We start from the raw sequence: 19,730 nt of genomic DNA on the forward strand, positions 1-19,730 counted from the left end.
TTCCCTGGGTCAGACCGCAAACGAGTATCCCCCGTTGACCGGATAGGTCTGGCCGGTGATCCAGCTCGCCGCGTCCGAGCAGAGGAAGAGGATCAGGCCCGCCGGATCCTCCGGTTCACCGAGGCGACGGATCAGGTATTGCGAAAGGACCTTTTTCTCAGCGGCCTCGTCGGGGATCAGATCGGTCACCGCGGGGGTCCGTGTGCCGCCGAGGGCAACGCAGTTGGCGGTGATCCCGAAGCGGCCGCCGGCTTTGGCGATGGCGCGCATGAAGCCCGCAGCGCCGGCCTTGGCACCGGAATAGACAGCCAGGTGCGGCTCGCCGACGCGGCCGGCGTCCGAGATCACGGTGACAATCCGACCGTAACCGCCCTTGATCATGCCGGGCATGGCGTGGCGGGTGCAGTTGAGCACGCCGTCTAAGTTGGTGGCCAACCAGCGTCGCCACTCGTCGGGACCGGATTCCCAGAAAGGAACCAAATCGTCGAGGCGCGAGGTCGGGCCTGCATTGCCGGCGTTGTTCACCAGGATGTCGACCCCGCCCAGCGCCTCACGCACCCTGGCGAACGCGCCGCCGACGGCCTCGAAATCGGAGACGTCGAAGGCCAGGGGCAGCGCCTTCGCACCGAGCGCCGCTACCTCGGATGCCACCGCTTCGGCGCGGTCGGCGTGGAAATCGTTGATCACAACGGCGCTGGCGCCGTACTGCGCCAGATAGAGGGCGACCTGGCGCCCCACGCCTTGTCCACCGCCGGTCACCAGCGCTGTCCGTCCCTTGAGGTCGAGAATGTGTTTCATGCCTCCCCCTGTTCATCATCCGAGCCAGCGCTTGCGCCGGCGGTAGTGCTTGACGTCGCGATAGCTCTTGCGTTCGCCTGAGGCGGTCACGCCGAGGTAGAATTCCTTCACGTCCTCGTTCTGGGCCAGCTTGTCGGCGCGCCCGTCGAGAACCACCCGGCCGTTCTCCAGCACATAGGCGTAGTCGGCCAGTCCCAGCCCCGCGGCGCTGTTCTGCTCAACCAAAAAGAAGGTCGTGCCCTCCTCCTTCAGCCGGCTCAGCACCTCGTAGACGTCGTGGATCATCAGCGGAGCGAGGCCGAGCGAAGGCTCATCGATGGCGATGATCTTAGGCCGGGCCATCATCGCGCGGCCGATCAGAAGGAGCTGCTGTTCGCCGCCCGACATGAAGCCCGCCGTGCGGGACTTCAGGTTAGCGAGGCGCGGCATCAGCGTGTAGACGTGATCGAGCCGTCGCTTCAGCTCGGCCCGGTCAGGCACCATGTGTCCCCCGACAATCAGGTTCTGCTCCGCTGTCATGTGGCGCAGCACGCGGCGGCCTTCCATCACGTGGATGAGGCCGCGCCGCACAACCTCCGAAGCTTCCAGGTTATGGATCGGAGTGCCCTCGAGGGTGATCGCTCCGGCCGACACCTTTCCGTCTTCGGATTTCAGCGTGCCCGAGATTGCCTTGAGGATCGTGCTCTTGCCGGCGCCGTTGCCGCCAAGGAGCGCGACGCACTGCCCTTCCCGAAGGCTGAGGGAAACGCCCTTCAGCGCAAGGATGACATCGGAATAGGTAACCTCTACATTGTGAAGTTCCAGCATCGGCCGCCTGCCCCGTTCTTAGGATAAGGCCGGGCACCACGAGCGGCGGTGCCAGGCAGGTCTCACCACTTCTCGACGTTGGGGATGGCGGCCCCGGTGGCCTCGACCACGATTTTGCCGTCGCGCACGCTGCCGACGTTGACCTGAAGTCCCTTCAGGGGGAAGGGCGCCTCAGGCGTGAAGGACAGCGTGGGAAGGAAACCGTGGGTTTCTTCTGTAGTGATCGGTTCTGCGAAAAGCGCCTCGCGCACCTTCTCGCCGGTCAGGCCCTCGGGACCGTTGGCTTCTATCGCATGTTCGATCACCGTAACGGCAAAAAGCCCTTGGGAGATGCCCATGGCAGTCACTACGTTCCACGGTGCCTTCAGGCCGTAACTGTCGGACAGGGTCTGGTAGAACTGGCGGGGCGGCGTATCCTCGTCGGCCGCGATGGCCATGCCGTAGGCTTCGTAGTCGCCTTCAAGCTGTTCGAGGCCGCCCAGGGCTTTGCCCGAGGCGGGAAGGCCATTGTGCGAACTCATCATGATCGGCACATCGGCGCCATTGGCCTGCAGGCCGCGCTTCGCGGCAACCACGATCGAGGTGTTGGTCTGGATGATCAGGGCGTCGGCGCCCGAGCGTGCCACGCGGCGCATCTGCGCCGTCAGATCGGTCGGCTGCACTTCCGTGTAGATCACCTCAACCAGTTCGATCTCGTCGGGGTGCTCTTCGGCGTATTTCTCCAGGCCCTTGGCCATGTCCACATAGGCCGGCGAGGCCTCCGAGGCCATAATCGCTGCCTTGATAGGGCCATCACCGCCCCGCTTCTGGCGCAGCCAGTACAGGAAGCCCGCGCTCTCGTGTGAGTAGGTGGGACGGGGATTGAAAATCCAGGAGTCCGGTTTCCACGCATAGCCGTACGCGGCGGTGGCCATGAACATCGGGATCTTGTCCTCGGGCAGGCGCTCGGACAGTGCTGCGACGTCGGGGCCGCCGAGGCCGATTACCGCGATGGGCTCGAGTTCGGACTTTATGCCGGGCCACAGGCTTGCCACCTGGGCGGCGTCATAGCGGGTCTCGTAGTTCTTGTAGTTCAGCGTCACACCCAGTTGCGCGCCGCGGGTGGCGTTCCACCAGTCGATCACCTTCTCGCGCCCCGCCGCGAGGATCGGCATGATGTCGGCATAAGGCCCCGAGAAGTCCGACAGGAGAGCCACGTTGTAGCGAGTTTCCTCCTGCGCCTTCAGCGGCAGTGCCGAGGCCAGCGCCATTGCGCCCGCCGCAAGAAGAGCGCGGCGCATCGATTTCAAGGACATTGTCATTTTCTTCCTCCCAGTTGAGGGCCGGCCCTGGTCAATAGGGGAACGGCCAGATGCGGTAAGACGATTTCAGGATGGTCCAGCGATGCATCAGTCCCTTGGGCTCGAGGATCATGAAGAGGGCGATGACTCCTCCCAGGATCACGTTCATTCCCGCGAAGACGATGTCGCCCCCGAGGAAGGTGACGCTCTCTGCAATATTCGGCCCAACGGTTGCGATGATCTCCTGAATCACGCGGATCACGAAGACGCCGATGAGCGCACCGACGATAGAGCCCATGCCGCCAACGATGATCATCGCTATGAAGAACACCGAGTTGAACAGGGTGAACTGATCCACGCCGACGAAGCGAATCAGGTAGGCCCAGAGCCCGCCGCCCACCCCGGCGTAGAATGCGCCGATCAGGAAGGCGTTGGCCTTGGTGGCGGCGACATTGATGCCCATGATGCCGGCGGCCACGTCGTCGTCGCGGACCGCCACGAAGGCACGCCCGAAGCGCGAGCGGACGATTCCGAAGGCGCCGGCCACCATGATCGCGGCAACGAACAGCATAAGGTAGTACTGCGCGCCTTCGCTCACGATCCGCAATCCGAAAAGCGTGGCCGGCGGCACGGTCACCCCGTTCGATCCCCCCAGCCAGGACGAGGGCAAATTGAGTACCGCGAAATGGAAGATGAATTGCGCCGCGATGGTGGTGAGCGCCAAGTAGAAGCCCTTGATCCGCGCCGCCGTCAGCCCGAAGAGGAATCCGAAGACAGCCGCTGCGAAACCGGCGATGGGGATTGTCAGAAGGAAGCTTAGCCCGGTCTTCTCGGCCAGGATCGCAGCCGTATAGGCGCCAACCCCCATGAAGGCCGCCTGGCCGAGGTTGATCTGACCGGCATAGCCGGTGCAGATCTGAAGCCCAACGGCGACCACCGCGCTGATGTACATGATGTTGAGGATGGCGACGATCCGCGGCCCCACCAGATAGGGCGCCGCCAGCAGCACCGCGATGAATAGGATGAGCGAGAGCGCTTGCCAGCGGGTGCGGACCAGCCGCCGGTCGGCGCGGTAGCTGGTGGCGAAGATGCCGGAAGGATCCATCGCTCAGACCCTCTCGATGGTGCGCCAGCCGAACAGTCCGGTTGGCCGGACCAGCAGGATGCCCAGCATAATGAGGTAGGGCACGACAGTACCGAGCGCACCGCCGACCAGCGGATCGAGATAGTTGGTGGCCAAGCTTTGTGCCACGCCCACGATCACGCCGGCAAGGATTAGTCCGCCGATGGATTCGAGCCCGGCAAACAGCGCAACAGGAAGCGCGGCGAAGCCAATTTCAGAGGCGAGAAAGGTAAGCGACTTGCCGCTCAGGAAGATCATCGCACCCACCGTGGAGAGAACCGCGCCCAGGACCCAGGCGAAGGCGATCGAGCCCTTGACCGAGATCCCCATAGACGATGCCACCACATGATCCTCGGCCACCGCCGTCATGCGCAGCCCGGCGCGGGTCCGATTGAAAAACCAGGAGAGCCCGACCGCCGCGACAATGGTGATGAGACCGCCGATCAGGAGGTTCATCGGAATCAGCATCTCTCCCAGGAACAACGGCTTCAGAGGGAAGATAACCGGGAAGGGCCGCACCGCGGGTCCGAAAAGCAGTAGCACAATCCCACGCAGCAATATCAGCAGCCCCACGGTGACCATGACCATGGAGAATACACTTTCTCCGATCAGTTTGGTCAGGAAGATCCGCTCGATCAGGTAGCCTGCCAGCGCCGAAAGCAGCAGTGAGAGAGTGATCGCCAGCCAGAGGTCGAGACCCAGCTCGAAAGTCGTGTACCACACGATGAAACCGCCCAGGATCACCAGTTCGCCCTGGGCGAAGTTGAACACTTTGCTGGCGCGATAGATCACCACGAACCCCATCGCGACCAAAGCATAGAGCAGCCCGATCAGGGCGCCAGTGATGATGTCGTTGATAACGTAGATCATCGTTTCGTGAACTCCTTCACGCGGCGTGTTGCTTCCGGGCGGTGTGCGGAGCGTCCTCAACATCGGTGACGGCGACGTGGACTCTTAGAACGCCCCGGCGGCCGTCTTGATAGGTGACAGCGATTTCCAGATCGACACTGTCATCCCCGCCGTAGATCGCCTCCACTAGATCGGCGTAGCGCTCCTCCAGAAAGGCTCGGCGCAGCTTGCGGCTGCGGGTCAATTCGCCCTCGTCGGGGTCGAGCTCCTTGGGGAAGTTCGCGAAACGCCGGACCCGCGATCCTTCCGGCAGAAGCATGTTGATGCGCTCCACCTCCGCCCTGATCAGTTCGAGGATCTCGGGTTTCTGCGACAGGTCGGTATAGGTTGAGAAGCTGAGCTGGTTCTCCTCAACCCAGCGGCTCAGCACCTCCAAATCGATATTGATCAACGCCGCCACAAAGGGGCGCGTCTGGTCTCCAAGGATCATCAGATCCTTGATGAAGGGGCTGTAGCGCAGACGAGTCTCGATGAACTGCGGCGGATAGCTGTGACCGTTGCAGAGATGCCGCATGTCCTTTACCCGATCGAGGAACACGAGCTCTCCATCATCGGTCATCGAGACGGCGTCGCCGGTCGCATACCAGCCGTCCCTGGTCTGGGCCTCAGCGGTCTTGTCGGGCTTGCGGAAATAGCCGCCGAACCCCGAGCCACCCCGCACATGAAGCTCGCCGTCCTCGGCGATGCGAAATTCGAGCGGATCGCCATAGACAGGATTGACCTGCATCCAGCGCCCGCTGGTCTCCAACTGGTAGCTTTCGCCCATGTGCGCTGTGAGAAGTCCGACTTCCGTTGCCCCGTACACGTTGCGCAGCTTCACGCCCATGGCGTGGAACATGCGGAAGACGTCGGGCGCCATGAGCGCCCCCCCGGACATGGCGTTCCTGGCCTTTCCCAGGCCCAGGTTGTCGCGCAGGTGCGAAAGCACGAGGGCCTCGGCCAGCGGCAGCTGCAGGCGCGCTGCAAGCGAAGGCCGACGCCCTTCAAGCCGCTCGACATAGACGTCGCGGCCCACCCTCATGGCCCAGTTATAGAACGCCCGCCGAATTGGCCCCGCGCTAAGCATCCGCGCCTGTACAATCGAGGCAAGGTTCTCCCACTGACGCGGGCTGAAGACCAGCGCATCGACGGCCAGCTCACGGATGTTATCGAGTATCTCCTCCGGCCCCTCGGGGAAGTTCACCACCATCGGCGCGAGTAGCCCGATCGACAGCCCGAAGATCTGCTCGGTTACCCAAGCCGGGGAAATATAGGTGAGGTACTCGGTGCCCGGCGCGATTTCGACTGCGCCCAACACCCGGGCGGAGTTGTCGAAAAGATAGCGCTGCGAGATCATAACGCCTTTCGGCTTGCTGGTCGTGCCCGAGGTATAGGACAGAACCGCGATGTCGCCGGGTCTACCGCGCGCGACACGAGCTTCGAATAACTTCGGGTCCTGGTCGTGACGGCGGGCTCCGGCATCGCTCACCGTGCGATACGAGCGCAAGAGCGGGTGCGCATAGGTCCACAGCCCGGCATCGTCCCAGTAGACGATGGCGATGATGCCCTCGAGGTCCCCGGCGATCTCGAGGCACTTGTCCACCTGCTCCTGGTCCTGCACAAGGAAGATCCGCGTCTCCGAATCCCGCGCCAGATAGTGAATCTCGGCGGAGGATTGATCGGGGTAGACCGAGATCACCTTCCCGCCCAACGATTGGGCGGCGTACTCGGCCCAGAAATGTTCGGGTTCGTTCTCGCCGATTACCATCATTGAGTCGCCCGAGCCGAATCCCAGATCGTCAAGGCCAAGCGCCAAGGCGCGGACCCGCTGGAGCACGTCGGCCCAGGTGAACTCGCGCCAGATGCCGAGGCGCTTGTGCCGCTGGGCCAAGGCAGCCGGCGTGGCCTTGGCTCGCGCCAGCAACACCTGCGGCAGCGTTTGGCTTTGCGTCACCGCAGGATCGCTGAAGACCTTCGCTGCTCTTGTGCGCTCCACTGTTCTACCCCAGATAGGCTTTGATCACGGCCGGATCCCTCTGTATTTCAGCCGGCGTCCCTTCAGCGATCACCCGGCCGAAGTCCAGCACTACGATCCGGTCGGCCAGGTCCATCACGACGCCCATGTCGTGTTCCACAAGCACCACCGGGATCTTCCGGGCCTCGCGCACGTCGAGGATGAAGCGCGCGAGATCTTCTTTCTCCTCGGAGTTCATTCCGGCCATCGGCTCGTCCAAAAGCAGGATGGAGGGCTCTTGCGCCAAGGCGCGGCCCAGATCGACGCGCTTGCGCAACCCGTAGCCCAGCGTGCCCACCTGCCGGTTTCGGATCGCCTCGATCTCAAGAAAGTCCACGATTTCCTCAACAGCCTCGCGATGTTCGGTTTCCTCGCGCATCACCGGCCCGTAGTGGAAAAAGGCCTGGACTACATTCGAACGCATAAGGGTGTGGCGGCCAATCAGGATGTTCTCGACCACGGTCAGCCCCCCGAAGAGGTGCGTTCCCTGAAAGGTGCGTGCCAAGCCTCGGCGGGCGATCTGGTCCACGCGGAGGCCGGTCACGTCCTGCCCGATGAGTTCGACGCACCCCTGCTGGGGGCGGTAAAAACCGGCGGTGACGTTCAGAAACGATGTCTTTCCTGCACCATTGGGGCCGATGATCGCCAAAAGCTCGTCCTCGCGCACCTCGATCGAGACGTCATCCAGCGCTGTCACTCCGCCGAACCGAAGGGTGGCGCTGCGGACGGCAAGCGGCGGTGCCTGTCGCTCTTTTCGCGCGGCGGTCATGAGCACGCGATGCCGTCCCGCATTCCTGGCGGCGGGCGCAGGGAACGTGAGCCGTCACACCGGACACAGGTCCGTTCGCTACCGATCAACGATCTTCCTCCCGTCGACCCTGTCGTTTGTGCAGGGCTTCAGCAAACCCGATTGAACAATCTAACAGACGTTAGAATTCGAATCAACTGCCCTCTCTTTGCTGTCGTCCGACCTGTGGACTTGCCTTCTTTGCGCTTGGATAGGTGAACGGCTGGGGCAAAGACGGCATTCGGAGGATACGCATATGCGCTGAAGCGCAGGACCGATTAGCTGGCTGCCACGATAACCGGTACGCTGATGGCGCGGTTCGGACGGACGGGTGTCAGAGGATAGGCGCAGTCGAGGCAGGCCTCAGTTGGCCCCGCGCTCGATCCAGGTCTCCAGGACGTGGCGCTGGATCTTGCCGCTGGTCGAGCGCGGGAAGTCTTCGAAAGCGATGAAGCGGATCTCGCGCGGCCGCTTATAGCCGGCCAGTTGATCGCGGCAAAGCCGCATCAGCTCGTCGGCATCGGGGCCGTCGACGTGCCGTGCCACGAAGGCCACCGGGCGTTCGCGCCAGAAGCACCGCAGCGAGACGGTCCACACGGCCCAGAAGGGTGCCGTAGCTGTGTCTTATCTCTCCGTTCTCGAGCGCAAGCGCATCTTGTTGCTCGCGCGCTCTCGTGCGAAACATCGAATAGACATCTGCCCGCCCGGCGCGGGCCACCTCCGGCAGCATGATGCTCCTCCCTGGCAATCGTTCCTGGTTGTTCACAAAGACTGGGCGAGGCGCACTCCTTCATCGATCGCACGCAGCGCATCGAGTTCAGCCGCCTCGGCCGCACCGCCGATCATCGTGGCGGAAATGCCGCGGGCCGCAAGCGCCTCGACCAGCGTCCGTACGGGTTCCTGTCCCGTACAGAGAACGATCGTATCGGCGGCGATAACTTTTGTCTCGCCGTTCGAAAGGACGTGGAGCCCCCCATCGTCGATACGCTGGTAGACCACGCCCGCTAAGGTCTCGACTCCGTGTTTGCGTAACGCGTTGCGCAGGATCCAGCCGGTCGAAATGCCAAGCCCCTGTCCCACCTTGCTCGTCTTGCGCTGCAGCATCACCACTTTGCGCTTTGCAGGCACCGCGGCCAGTGGATCGCCCGCCAGCGCGCCGGCGTTCCTGAATTGTCCGTCCACACCCCACGTGTCGAAAAAGGCCGCGTTCTCGTTGGCCTCAGCCGGATGGGTGACAAGGAATTCGGCCACGTCATGGCCGATCCCGCCGGCGCCCATGATGGCCACGGTCTGTCCCGCCTCCCGTGCGCCGCAGAGGATCTCGGCATAGGTGGCGACCTTGGGATGATCTATGCCCGGAATGTCCGGAATGCGAGGGGTCACTCCTGAGGCGATCACCACATGGTCGAACCCGGCAAGATCGTCGGCAGTGGCGCGACAGCCCAGCCGCAGGGTGACGCCGTGCCTGTCCATCTGAGCGGTGTAATAACGCAGCGTTTCGTCGAACTCGTGCTTGCCCGGGGCCGCACGTGCCAGGTTGAGCTGCCCGCCCAGCCGGTTCTCTGCCTCGAAAAGAGTGACCGCGTGCCCAAGCCGCGCGGCCTCGGCCGCCGTGGCCATACCCGCCGCCCCGCCGCCGACGATCGCCACCTTCTTCGGGGTCTCGCTCGGCGTGTCACGGAATTCCATCTCGCGGCCGGCGCGCGGATTGACAAGGCAGCTTGCCGGACGGTCCGAGAAGATGAAATCCAGACATGCCTGATTGCAGGCGATGCAGGTGTTGATCTCATGGGCCCGACCCTCGCGCACCTTCTTCACGAAATGAGGGTCGGCGAGGAAGGGCCGCGCCATCGAGACCATGTCGGCATCTCCCGAGGCCAGGATGTCCTCGGCGACCTCGGGGGTATTGATTCGGTTCGAGGCCACCACCGGGATCGACACCGCCGCCTTCACGTTGGCCGCCGCCTTCCGCCAGGCGCCACGCGGCACTGGGTAGGCGATCGTTGGCACGCGCGCCTCGTGCCAGCCGATTCCGGTGTTCAGAATGTCGGCGCCGGCGGCCTCGATCTTGCGGGCGAGCGCGGCGATCTCTTCGGCGGGCGCGCCGCCCTCGACAAGATCGGCCGCCGAAATACGGTAGATGACCAGCAAATCCGGTCCGCAGCGGTCGCGCACCGCGCGCACGATTTCGACCGCGAAGCGGTGCCGGTTGTCGGCGCTGCCACCCCACTTGTCCTCGCGTTTGTTGGTGTGGGTCACGGTGAATTCATTAATGAGATAGCCTTCGGAGCCCATTATTTCGACGCCATCGAAACCGGCAGATTGCGCGTTGAGCGCTGCCTGGGCGAAATCTTCAATGGTGTGCAGAATATCCTGTTCGCTCATCTCCCGCGGGGAATAGGGGTTTATCGGCGCCCGAATCGGCGAAGGTGCCACGCAACCTTCAAACTTGGCATAACGCCCCGCGTGGCAGATCTGCGCGCAAATCAGGCTGCCTTCCTGATGGACTGCATCGCAAATCGGCTTGAGGCTCAGCGCCTGCTGCGGATCGTCGAGCCGCGGACCTTCCGGATCGAACATGCCTTCGGCGTTGGGCGAAAAACCGCCAGTCACGATGACTGCCGCTTCGCCGTGCGCGCGTTCACGATAGAACGCGACCTGTCTTTCGATACCGTTGGCTTCGGTTTCAAGCCGCGTGTGCATCGAGCCCATAATGACCCGGTTTCGCAGATCGTGGACGCCTGCCCGGATCGGGGACAGCAATTTCTCGAAGGTTCTTCCGCGCCTGTCGGACATATCCACGTTACCTCCCATTGCATCTTGCCAAGCATTCTAACGTTTGTTAGGTTTTTTGGGAAGTGAGATTCACAGGCTCGGGAGGGCTATCACGTGCAGTTTCAACCGACAGATGACCAGCAGGCCTTTAGAGAGACAGCACAGCGTTTCGCACGTGAAAAGCTGGCCGAGAGTTATCAGAAGCGGGCAACCGAGCACGTGATGGATCGCGGGCTAATCAAGGAGATGGGGGCGCTTGGGCTGATCGGCGCCGATCTGCCCGAGGAGTTCGGTGGGTTGGGCGAGAGCTCCGTCACGGCCGGATTGATCGTCGAGGAAATCGCGCGGGCCGATTTCAATGTCAGCTACATCCAGCTTCTGGGGTCGCTGATGGGCGGCATGGTCGCGAAACACGCCTTGCCCGACATCGCCAAGGAATGGGTGCCCCGCGTCACGGCGGGTGAGGCGGTGATAGGGTTGGGATTGACCGAGCCGCGCGGCGGATCGGACGCGGCGAACCTGCAACTCAGGGCCGCCAAATCCGGCAACGGCTGGCGGCTGAACGGCGAGAAAACGTCGATGAGCTTTGCCGCGCAGGCCGACGCGGCGGTGGTCTTTGCCCGTACCGGCGATCCCGAGGGCGGATCGCGGGGCGTCAGCGCGTTCCTTGTGGACCTGAATGAAAAGGGCATCAACCGCACGCATTTCGACGACATTGGCACCAAGCCCGTGGGGCGCGGTTCGGTCTTCTTTGACGACGTCTTCGTCCCCTCCCAATGCCTGATGGCCGAGCAGGACCGTGCCTTCGGCACGATCATGGCTGGCTTCGACTATTCCCGAGCGCTGATCGGGTTGGAATGTCTGGGCGCGGCGCAGGCCTCGGTGGACGAGACCTGGACTTATGTGCAGGAACGCGAAGCCTTCGGTGCGCCGCTGGCGCAGTATCAGGGGGTCAGCTTCCCGCTGGCCGAGGCCGAAACGCAGCTCACCATGATGCGACAGCTTTGCTACTACACGCTCGATCTGCGCGACCGTGGCCTGCCGCACACCAAGGAGGCGGCGATGTGCAAGTGGTACGTGCCGAAAACCGCGTGCGAGATCATCCATCAGTGCCTGATCCTGCATGGCCACTACGGCTATACCACCGACCTGCCTCATCATCAGCGCTACAACGATGTTCTGGGCCTGCAGATCGGCGACGGTACCGCGCAAATCCAGAAGCTCGTCATCGCGCGCGAGAAGGTCGGCCGCATGGCGCTGCAATACGACAGGAAGGCCAAGGGAGGCGCGAAATGAGCGTTCCCGTCAATGTCAGCGCCGAGGGCAGCGTCGGCATTATCGAGCTCGCCCGCCCCGACAAGTTCAACTGCCTGTCGCTGGAGATCCACGAGTGTATCTCCAGGGCCCGCGAAAGCTTTGAGGCCGACCGCGACATCCGCTCGATCCTGATCTGCGCACAGGGAAAGCACTTCTGCACCGGCGCCGACCTGACCGAGGTGAAAGGCAAGATGAGCGATGCGCAGGCGCTGGACCACTTCATCGCCTTTGGGATGGAAGGGCTTCGCAGGCTGGAACAGGGCCGTCTCCCCGTGGTCGTCGCGGTGCAGGGCCTTTGCCTGGCCGGCGGGCTCGAGCTGATGCTGTCCTGCGATGTCTGTTTCGCCGCGGAAAGCGCTCAGTTCGGCGACCAGCACGCGCAATTCGGGCTGATCCCCGGCTGGGGCGGCAGCCAGCGGCTGACCCGGCTGATGGGCCTGCGCCGGGCGCTCGATCTGATGTTCTCGGCCCGCTGGCTGAAGGCGGACGAGGCGAAGCAGGCCGGACTGGTGAATTACGTCGTGCCGGACCAAGAGCTGCGCCAGGCGGCGTTGAACTACTGCGTGACGATCGCCACCCGCTCACGGCCCGGCATCGCCGAGATGAAGCGCCTGGCGCGCGAAGGCGCCGACATGGGCCTCGACCAGCAGATGCGGCTGGAGCGCGACGCTGCCGTGCGCGCGCTACGAAGCGAGGACGTGGCCGAAGGGCTGGACGCATTCGAAAACCGGCGCGCGCCGGCCTTCAAAGCCTGACAAGAGGTGCGGGAATGGACTTCACGCTCAACGATGAGCAGCGCCAGATCTACGACTACGGCGCCCAGCTCGCGCAGAAATTCGACAACGCCTACTGGCTGGATCACGCCCGCCGGCACGCCTTTCCCAAAGAGATGTTCCAGCAGATCGCCGAGGACGGCTTTCTCGGCATCATGGTACCCGAGGAATATGGCGGCGCAGGTCTCGGCATGACCGAGATGGCGCTCTTCATGGAGGGCACGGCGAACCACGGCATCCCGCTCCTGATGATGGTGGTCGGCCCCACCATGTCGCTGTCGCATATCGCCAGCCACGGGACCGAGTTCCACCGCAGGGAACTCCTGCCGGCCGCGTGCCGGGGCGAGATCCAGTTCTGCTTCGCGATCACCGAACCGGGCGCCGGGTCCAACACGATCAAGGCCACGACGCTTGCCAGGCGCAAGGGCAACCGTTTTGCGCTAACGGGGGAAAAGACCTTCATCACCGGCGCCGACGTCTCCGACTACTGCCTCGTGGTGGCGCGCACCAAGCCTCACACCGAGGTCTCCCGCAAGACCGACGGCTTCACGCTGTTCGCCGTGGACCTGAAGAAGAAGGGCGTAGAAATGCAGCGGGTGAAGGTCTCGATCCCACTGCCGGAAGAACAATGGACGTTGTTCTTCGACGAGGTGGATCTCGGTCCCGAGGATATCGTGGGCGAGGTGGACGACGGCTTTTCGATCCTGTTCGATTCGCTCAATCCCGAACGCATCATCCTGGCGGCGCTTTGCTGCGGCATTGGCCGGTTCGCCTTACGGAAGGCAGTGGCCTATGCTTGCGAGCGCAACGTCTTTGGTCAGCCGATCGGCGCGCACCAGGGCGTGCAGCATCCGCTGGCCAAGGCCCACACGGCCGTGGAAATGGCGAGCCTGATGACCCGCCGTGCGGCCTGGGAATTCGACAACAAGTTTCCCGCCGGTGCCTCGTCGAACATGGCGAAATATGCCGCCGCCGAGGCCGGGATCGAAGCCGTGGACGCTGCCCTTCAGGCCCATGGCGGGTCGGGTTTCACGGAAGATACCGGGCTGTACGAGCTTTATCCGTTGGTGCGCCTGCTACGCACCGCGCCGGTGAACCGTGAACTGTGCCTCAGCTTTATTGGCGAGAAGGTTATGGGTCTGCCGCGGTCGTATTGATCGCGAAAGCCCAGGGAGGAAAGCATGCAACACGGAATGCGCTTCCGGCGGGCCGATGCCGGCGCGAAGGCCAACGACCGGTTCTGGCACGAGATCGAGGGCATGCCGCTCGACGAGGTGCGCCGCATCCAGGAGGAGCGGCTGGTCGAGCAGATGGCCTATCTCAAGGCCAACTCGCCCTTCTACCAAGACAAGTTCGCTGCGGCCGGCATCGATTTCGATGAGATCCGCACCATTGAGGATCTGCAGAGGCTGCCCTTCACCTACAAGACTGAGATACGAGAAAGCCTGTCGGCCGAGCCGCCTTTCGGCTGCCACCGCGCCGCGCCCATGGAAGACATCATCCAGATGCAGGCGTCCTCGGGGACGACCGGCAGCCCCTCCTACGTGGCGCTGACAGAATCCGATGCCGAGATGTGGCATGAGATGACGGCGCGCTGCTTCTTCGCCAACGGCGTGCGGCCCGGCGACATGGTGCTGCACGCCTTCTCGCTCGCCAAGGGCTTTGTGGGCGGCATCCCGGTGATGCAAGGCCTGCAATATATGGGCGCCATCGACGTGCCGGTGGGAGCCGACGGCGGCGCCGACCGGCTCCTGCGCGCCTGCGCCGACACGCGCCCGCGCTGCGTCGTCGGGGCGCCGAATTTCGTGATCCACCTGGCCGAAAAGGCCGAAGAGGTGCTGGGCGTTCCAGCGAGCAGACTGGGCGTGGAACGAGTCGTCGTCGGCGGGGAGCCGGGCGGCGGCATTCCGGCGATCCGCGCCAAGATCGAAAAACTGTGGGGCGCCAAGTGCACCGAGATGCTGGGCGGTACCGACCTGGGCGTGACCTACTGGGCCGAGTGTGACCAGCAGTCGGGCATGCACATGGTCAACATGGACTACGTTTTGACCGAACTGCTCGACCCCGAGACCGGCAAGATCATCCCTTGGGCGGAGGGCGCCAGTGGTGAGATGATCTACACCGCCCTCGGCCGCCGGGCGAGCCCGCTGGTGCGCTTCCGCTCTGGCGATTTCATCGAGGTCTTGGGCACGACCTGCGCCTGCGGCCGGACGGGTCCCAAGATCCGCTGCACAGGGCGCACCGACGACATGCTGATCGTGCGCGGGGCCAACGTGTTTCCCTCGGCGATCAACAGCATCGTCAACGAGATGGTGCCGCAAACGAACGGCGTGATGCGTGTTGTGGCCGATTTCGAGGGCCACACCACGCAGGAACCACTGAAGATCATCGTCGAACGCGGTCCCGACCGCGACCGAGACGGTGACGCGAACCTGAAGAAGAAGATCGAGCAGCGCCTGCGCGACGCCCTGGTGTTCCGGGCCGATGTCCGGATCGTCGATGCCGACACCTTCGAAAAGCCGGGCGCGGCCAAAGTGGCCTTCGTGTTGAGAAAGTACCCCGATCTGCCATGACGAAGCTGAAATCCCTGGTCGACTCCGGGTCGGAAGACTTCCGGGCCAATGACACGCATTACCGCGCCAAATTGGCCGAGCTGCACGCGCTGCGGCTCAGCCAACGCGTCGGCGGGCCGGAAAGCGCACGGGCGCGCCACGTGAAGAAGGGCAAGTTCCTGCCGCGCGAGCGCGTCGAGCGGCTGATCGACCCGGGCACGCCGTTCCTCGAGCTCGGCGAACTCGCCGGGCTCGACAAGTACGACGGCGTGCCGCCCGGCGCGGGCATCATCACTGGCATCGGCGTGATTGAGGGCCGCCACTGCATGATCATCGCCAACGACGCCACGGTGAAGGGCGGCACCTATTTCGGCATGACCTGCCGTAAGCACGTGCGCGCCCAGCGGATCGCCTGGGCCAATCGCCTGCCGGTCGTCACACTGGTCGATTCCGGCGGCGCGTTTTTGCCTGACCAGGAGAACATCTTTCCCGACGAGGGCCAGTTCGGCTCGATATTTCACAACCAGGTCGGGATGTCGGGCGACGGCGTGCCGCAGATCGCCGTGGTCATGGGCCCCTGCACCGCCGGCGGCGCCTATATCCCGGCGCTTTGCGACGAGGTGGTCATCGTGCGCGGCCAGGGCTTCATGTATCTCGGCGGGCCGGAACTCACCTTCGCCGCCACTGGGGAGAAGGTCGACAACGAGACCCTCGGCGGCGGCAAGATGCACTGCTCGGTCTCGGGCGTGACCGACCATCTCGCCGAGGACGACGCCCACGCGCTCGCCATTACGCGAGAGATCGTCAAGCACCTGGGCGAGAAGCTCTCCCCGCGCAAGACGCCGGCGTCGCCGCGCGACCCGGCCTACGCGGTAGAAGAGATCTACGGCATCGTCAGCCGGGACCCCAAAGTACCCACCGAAAACCGCGAGATCGTGGCGCGGCTGGTCGACGGCAGCGAGTTTCATGAGTTCAAGCCGCTCTACGGCGACACTTTGATGACAGGCTGGGGCCGCATTCACGGGCATGAGGTGGGGATTCTCGCCAATACCGGCGTGTTGTTCGTCGAAGCGGCGCTGAAGGCCACGCATTTCATCAATCTCTGCGTGCAGCGCGACATCCCGCTGCTGTTCCTGGCCGATGTCAACGGCTTCATGGTGGGCCGCGAGGTCGAGCAGATGGGAATCGCCAAAGCGGGCGCCAAGATGATCACCGCCATGTCCTCGGCGCGGGTGCCGAAGTTCACCATCATCACCGGCGGTTCGTACGGAGCCGGATACCTGGCCATGCTGGGCCGCCCCTTTCAGCCTGACGCAATGTTTGCCTGGCCAACCGGCCGCGCGGCCATCATGGGGCCGGAACAGGCCGCGAGCGTCCTGGCCCAGGTGCGCGCCCAGATTAACGAGCGCGAGGGCAAGACTTGGACGAAGGAGGAGGAAGAGGCCTTCAAGGCGCCCATCCGCAAGGAATACGAGGATTTCCAGGACGCCTACAACTTCGCCTCGAACCTCTGGGTCGACAGCGTGATTGAGCCCTGCGAGACCCGTGACGTCATGGCGCTGCTGCTCGACATCGCCTCACGGCGACCAAAGGTCGAAACCCATTTCGGCGTGTTCAGGATGTGAGGCGGCCACAGTGAAGATCAAGACGCTTCTCATTGCCAATCGCGGCGAAATCGCCTGCCGGATCGCCCGCACGGCGCGGACACGGGGCATCCGGCCTGTCGCCGTACATTCCGAAGCCGACGTCAACGCGCTCCACGTGCGCGAGATCGGCCACTCGATCTGCATCGGCGGCGGCCCGGCCTCCGAAAGCTATCTGCGTATCGACGCCGTGCTGGCAGCGGCGAAGGCTGCCGGGGCTGACGCTGTCCATCCCGGCTACGGCTTCCTCGCCGAGAACCCCGAATTCGCCCGCGCGGTCGAGGCCGCCGGTCTGATCTTCATAGGACCAACGCCGGAAACCCTGGAACGATTCGGCGACAAGGCCAGTGCTAAGGAAGCGGCCATCGCGGCCGGCCTGCCGGTGATTTCGGGCGCTGCGGGTGCCCTGTCCGATATCGATCAAATCGCCGCCGAAGTGCGCCGGATGGGGCTGCCCGTGCTGCTCAAGGCCGTGGGCGGCGGCGGCGGACGTGGACAGCGGTTGGTGGCGGACGAAAAGAGCCTGATGGCCGACATCGAGGGGGCGCTGCGCGAAGCGAAGTCCACCTTCGGCTCGGAAGGTCTCCTGCTGGAACGGTTCCTGCCCGAGGCCCGCCATGTGGAGGTGCAGATCGCTGGCGATGGCAAGGGCCACGTCGTGCATCTTTTCGAGCGCGACTGCACACTGCAGCGCCGGCATCAGAAGGTGATCGAGGAGGCGCCCGCCTGGGGCCTGCCCCGCGCGCTTCTCGACGAGATCGCCCAGAACGCCGTGCGGCTGGGCGAGACGCTCGACTACCGCGGGCTCGGCACGGTGGAGTTCCTGGTGGCGGGAAAGGATTACTTCTTCCTGGAGGTGAACCCCCGTATCCAGGTGGAACATCCTGTAACCGAGGCGATCACCGGGCTCGACCTGGTGGCGCTGCAACTGCATATTGCCGAGGGTGCGGGTCTTGGCTTGAAGCAAGGCGATCTGACGATTGGCGGTCACGCCATCGAGGCACGGCTCTATGCCGAGGACCCGGCGATGCAGTTCGCTCCTTCCACCGGCACGCTGACCACGCTGAGCCTGCCCGACGGTCTGCGCATCGACAGCGGCGTCGAGGCAGGCGATACCGTGACCCCCTACTACGATCCGATGATCGCCAAGCTGATCATCCACGCGCCCGACCGCGAGACGGCTCTGGCCCGGCTTGCGCAAGCGCTGGATCATGTCGCGGTGGAAGGCGTCGAGACCAATCGCGCCTTCCTCGCCGCGCTCGCCCGCGACGCCGAATTCGAAAAAATGAACGTCCATACCCGCTGGATCGACGAGCGGCTGGACGATCTGACTGCGGCGGCGAAAGTGCCGGGCATCCGGCTCTGGAACGCCATGGCAGCCGTACTCTTCGTCACCCGCGGGCGATCAGACGGCGCCGCCGAACCGTGGTCGAACCGCGACCTCTTCACCAACTGGCGGCTCGGCCTTGACGGCGACGCGATAGAGGCGGGCCAGCGCGTGATGCTGACCGACTCAGGGGGAAGTATCGAGGAGCTCTGCGTCGGCCCGGTCCGCTCCGGCGACACCTACACGGTCTACGGCGGAGATGGTGCCGCCCTCACTTTCTCCTGCCGTGAGATCGCGCCGGGCCGGTGGCGCGTGGCGCAGGGCGAGACGGTACACATGGCAACGGCGCGCCTTCATGCCGGAGTTATCGAGATCGACGCCGCGCCGGGGCGGCTTGTCTTCCGTCCGGCACCACCTTTGGCCTTGGCTGGTGGCGATAGCACTGGCGATCGGACCGTGGTCTCGCCGCTAACCGGAATGATCGTCGACGTCAAAGTCGTCGACGGGGAGGCGATAGCGGAAGGCGATGTCGTAGCGGTCCTGGAGTCAATGAAGCTTGAAATCTCCATCAAGGCATCTGCTTCCGGCATAGCCGCAAATATCGCGATCTCCAGAGGCATGATGGTGGATCGCGGTCAGATGATCGTCCAGATCATACCACCCGAAAAGGAACAGGCATGAGCGATTTTCCCAAGTTCGTAGAGTTTCGTGAAGAAGGCCCGCGCGAGGGCTTTCAGATCGAGAGCAAGACCTACCCGATCGAACAGCGGATCGAACTGATCGACATGCTCAGCGATACCGGGCTGAAGCGCATCCAGGTGGGTAGCTTCGTCAGCCCCAGATACGTGCCGCAGATGGCCGACACGGGCGAGCTGTTTCAGCGCATCAAGCGCAAGCCCGGTGTGAAATACACCTCGCTCTGGCTGAACGAGAAGGGGTTCCGCAAGGCGTTGACCGCGCATGAAGTCGATATCGACCCGCGTCTTTTGTTCTATCCGTCTGAGGCTTTCGCACAGGCAAACAACAACTGCTCCTCAGCGGAGATGCGCGAGCGGCAGCGCGAGTGGGTGCGGCTCTACAAGGAAGCGGGCTACACCGTTGATGCGGCCTATGTGATGACCGCTTTCGGCTGCAATCTCGAAGGTCCCATCCCGCAGGAGCGGGTGCTGGAGAACTTCCGTTTCGTCCTACGCCTTTGCGAGGAAGAGCAGATCCCCGTACCGATTCTCGTGATCGCCGACACGATGGGCTGGGGCAACCCAGAGGCGGTCAAGCGCATGGTCGGCGCCCTGCGCGAGCTTGCGCCCGGGGCGCGCATCGGAATGCATCTGCACGACACGCGCGGGCTGGGCATCGCCAACATCCATGCGGCGTTGTCGATGGGGGTGGACATGTTCGAAAGCTCGGTCGCCGGCCTTGGCGGCTGCCCCTTCGCCGGCCACGGCAACGCCCGCGCCGCAGGCAATGTCTGCACCGAAGACGCGGTTTTTCTGTGCCACGAGCTGGGCATTGAGACGGGCATCGACCTGGACAAACTGATCGCCGCCGCAGTCAAGGCCGAAGAGATCATCGGCGCGCCCCTGATGGGCCGGGTGATGCATTCCGGCGGACTCGACAAGTTTCGTAAGGCGAAATGAGGGGATTGA

The 19,730-nt window shown here is 63.8% G+C and carries 16 protein-coding genes; 7 read left to right on the forward strand and 9 right to left on the reverse strand.

Features of this window, described 5'->3' with window-relative positions:
* Positions 1–9: 9 nt before the first annotated feature.
* The 9 genes from NTH_RS22310 to NTH_RS22350 form a co-directional block, all read right to left on the reverse strand.
* Complete coding sequence (locus NTH_RS22310; protein ID WP_338532370.1) at positions 10–798, reverse strand: SDR family NAD(P)-dependent oxidoreductase; 789 nt, start codon at positions 796–798, stop codon at positions 10–12.
* 15 nt (positions 799–813) lie between these two features.
* A complete protein-coding gene (locus tag NTH_RS22315) occupies positions 814–1,605 on the reverse strand; it encodes an ABC transporter ATP-binding protein (RefSeq protein WP_338532371.1) in 792 nt (263 codons plus the stop codon).
* A 62-nt stretch (positions 1,606–1,667) separates the two neighbouring features.
* On the reverse strand, positions 1,668–2,906 hold the full coding sequence (locus tag NTH_RS22320; protein ID WP_338532372.1) for an ABC transporter substrate-binding protein: 1,239 nt from the start codon (positions 2,904–2,906) through the stop codon (positions 1,668–1,670).
* Between the two features lie 31 nt (positions 2,907–2,937).
* Positions 2,938–3,990, reverse strand: a complete 1,053-nt coding sequence (locus NTH_RS22325) for a branched-chain amino acid ABC transporter permease (RefSeq protein ID WP_338532373.1) — start codon at positions 3,988–3,990, stop codon at positions 2,938–2,940.
* Positions 3,991–3,993: 3 nt separating this feature from the next.
* Positions 3,994–4,878 (reverse strand): branched-chain amino acid ABC transporter permease, encoded by an 885-nt coding sequence (locus NTH_RS22330; protein WP_338532374.1) that lies wholly within the window; start codon positions 4,876–4,878, stop codon positions 3,994–3,996.
* Between the two features lie 16 nt (positions 4,879–4,894).
* Positions 4,895–6,892, reverse strand: a complete 1,998-nt coding sequence (locus NTH_RS22335) for an AMP-dependent synthetase/ligase (RefSeq protein ID WP_338532375.1) — start codon at positions 6,890–6,892, stop codon at positions 4,895–4,897.
* A 4-nt stretch (positions 6,893–6,896) separates the two neighbouring features.
* Complete coding sequence (locus NTH_RS22340; RefSeq protein ID WP_338532407.1) at positions 6,897–7,679, reverse strand: ABC transporter ATP-binding protein; 783 nt, start codon at positions 7,677–7,679, stop codon at positions 6,897–6,899.
* A 381-nt stretch (positions 7,680–8,060) separates the two neighbouring features.
* Positions 8,061–8,294 carry an AMP-binding enzyme gene (locus NTH_RS22345; RefSeq protein WP_338532376.1) on the reverse strand — a complete coding sequence of 78 codons (234 nt, stop codon included), beginning with the start codon at positions 8,292–8,294 and terminating at the stop codon, positions 8,061–8,063.
* A 165-nt stretch (positions 8,295–8,459) separates the two neighbouring features.
* Positions 8,460–10,493 (reverse strand): NADPH-dependent 2,4-dienoyl-CoA reductase, encoded by a 2,034-nt coding sequence (locus tag NTH_RS22350; RefSeq protein ID WP_338532377.1) that lies wholly within the window; start codon positions 10,491–10,493, stop codon positions 8,460–8,462.
* 93 nt (positions 10,494–10,586) lie between these two features.
* Here NTH_RS22350 and NTH_RS22355 point away from each other — a divergent pair, with 93 nt between their 5' ends.
* Genes NTH_RS22355 through NTH_RS22385 form a run of 7 tightly spaced genes read left to right on the forward strand, consistent with a single transcriptional unit; the run spans position 10,587 to position 19,721 of the window.
* On the forward strand, positions 10,587–11,768 hold the full coding sequence (locus NTH_RS22355; protein ID WP_257810601.1) for an acyl-CoA dehydrogenase family protein: 1,182 nt from the start codon (positions 10,587–10,589) through the stop codon (positions 11,766–11,768).
* A complete protein-coding gene (locus NTH_RS22360) occupies positions 11,765–12,544 on the forward strand; it encodes an enoyl-CoA hydratase/isomerase family protein (RefSeq protein ID WP_338532378.1) in 780 nt (259 codons plus the stop codon). Before NTH_RS22355 ends, NTH_RS22360 begins: the two co-directional genes overlap by 4 nt.
* Positions 12,545–12,558: 14 nt before the next feature.
* Positions 12,559–13,719 carry an acyl-CoA dehydrogenase family protein gene (locus NTH_RS22365; RefSeq protein WP_338532379.1) on the forward strand — a complete coding sequence of 387 codons (1,161 nt, stop codon included), beginning with the start codon at positions 12,559–12,561 and terminating at the stop codon, positions 13,717–13,719.
* Positions 13,720–13,743: 24 nt separating this feature from the next.
* The gene (locus tag NTH_RS22370) at positions 13,744–15,135 is read left to right on the forward strand and encodes a phenylacetate--CoA ligase family protein (protein ID WP_338532380.1); all 1,392 of its coding nucleotides are present in this window, start codon (positions 13,744–13,746) and stop codon (positions 15,133–15,135) included.
* A complete protein-coding gene (locus NTH_RS22375; protein WP_338532381.1) occupies positions 15,132–16,739 on the forward strand; it encodes an acyl-CoA carboxylase subunit beta in 1,608 nt (535 codons plus the stop codon). The genes NTH_RS22370 and NTH_RS22375 overlap by 4 nt, the downstream gene beginning before the upstream one ends.
* A gap of 10 nt (positions 16,740–16,749) precedes the next feature.
* Positions 16,750–18,765: a biotin carboxylase N-terminal domain-containing protein gene (locus tag NTH_RS22380; protein ID WP_338532382.1), complete on the forward strand. Its 2,016-nt coding sequence runs from the start codon at positions 16,750–16,752 to the stop codon at positions 18,763–18,765.
* Positions 18,762–19,721 carry a hydroxymethylglutaryl-CoA lyase gene (locus NTH_RS22385; RefSeq protein ID WP_338532383.1) on the forward strand — a complete coding sequence of 320 codons (960 nt, stop codon included), beginning with the start codon at positions 18,762–18,764 and terminating at the stop codon, positions 19,719–19,721. Before NTH_RS22380 ends, NTH_RS22385 begins: the two co-directional genes overlap by 4 nt.
* Positions 19,722–19,730: the final 9 nt, after the last annotated feature.

This window comes from Nitratireductor thuwali (genome assembly GCF_036621415.1).
GTDB lineage: Bacteria > Pseudomonadota > Alphaproteobacteria > Rhizobiales > Rhizobiaceae > Chelativorans > Chelativorans thuwali.

What these genes read in the sequence shown, in the direction of transcription:
- NTH_RS22325 (WP_338532373.1), bottom strand. Translation starts at nt 3,990, where the DNA reads ATGGATCCTTCCGGCATCTTCGCCACCAGCTACCGCGCCGACCGGCGG.
- NTH_RS22365 (WP_338532379.1), top strand. Translation starts at nt 12,559, where the DNA reads ATGGACTTCACGCTCAACGATGAGCAGCGCCAGATCTACGACTACGGC.
- NTH_RS22370 (WP_338532380.1), top strand. Translation starts at nt 13,744, where the DNA reads ATGCAACACGGAATGCGCTTCCGGCGGGCCGATGCCGGCGCGAAGGCC.
- NTH_RS22310 (WP_338532370.1), bottom strand. Translation starts at nt 798, where the DNA reads ATGAAACACATTCTCGACCTCAAGGGACGGACAGCGCTGGTGACCGGC.
- NTH_RS22320 (WP_338532372.1), bottom strand. Translation starts at nt 2,906, where the DNA reads ATGACAATGTCCTTGAAATCGATGCGCCGCGCTCTTCTTGCGGCGGGC.
- NTH_RS22340 (WP_338532407.1), bottom strand. Translation starts at nt 7,679, where the DNA reads ATGACCGCCGCGCGAAAAGAGCGACAGGCACCGCCGCTTGCCGTCCGC.
- NTH_RS22350 (WP_338532377.1), bottom strand. Translation starts at nt 10,493, where the DNA reads ATGTCCGACAGGCGCGGAAGAACCTTCGAGAAATTGCTGTCCCCGATC.
- NTH_RS22375 (WP_338532381.1), top strand. Translation starts at nt 15,132, where the DNA reads ATGACGAAGCTGAAATCCCTGGTCGACTCCGGGTCGGAAGACTTCCGG.
- NTH_RS22330 (WP_338532374.1), bottom strand. Translation starts at nt 4,878, where the DNA reads ATGATCTACGTTATCAACGACATCATCACTGGCGCCCTGATCGGGCTG.
- NTH_RS22315 (WP_338532371.1), bottom strand. Translation starts at nt 1,605, where the DNA reads ATGCTGGAACTTCACAATGTAGAGGTTACCTATTCCGATGTCATCCTT.
- NTH_RS22360 (WP_338532378.1), top strand. Translation starts at nt 11,765, where the DNA reads ATGAGCGTTCCCGTCAATGTCAGCGCCGAGGGCAGCGTCGGCATTATC.
- NTH_RS22385 (WP_338532383.1), top strand. Translation starts at nt 18,762, where the DNA reads ATGAGCGATTTTCCCAAGTTCGTAGAGTTTCGTGAAGAAGGCCCGCGC.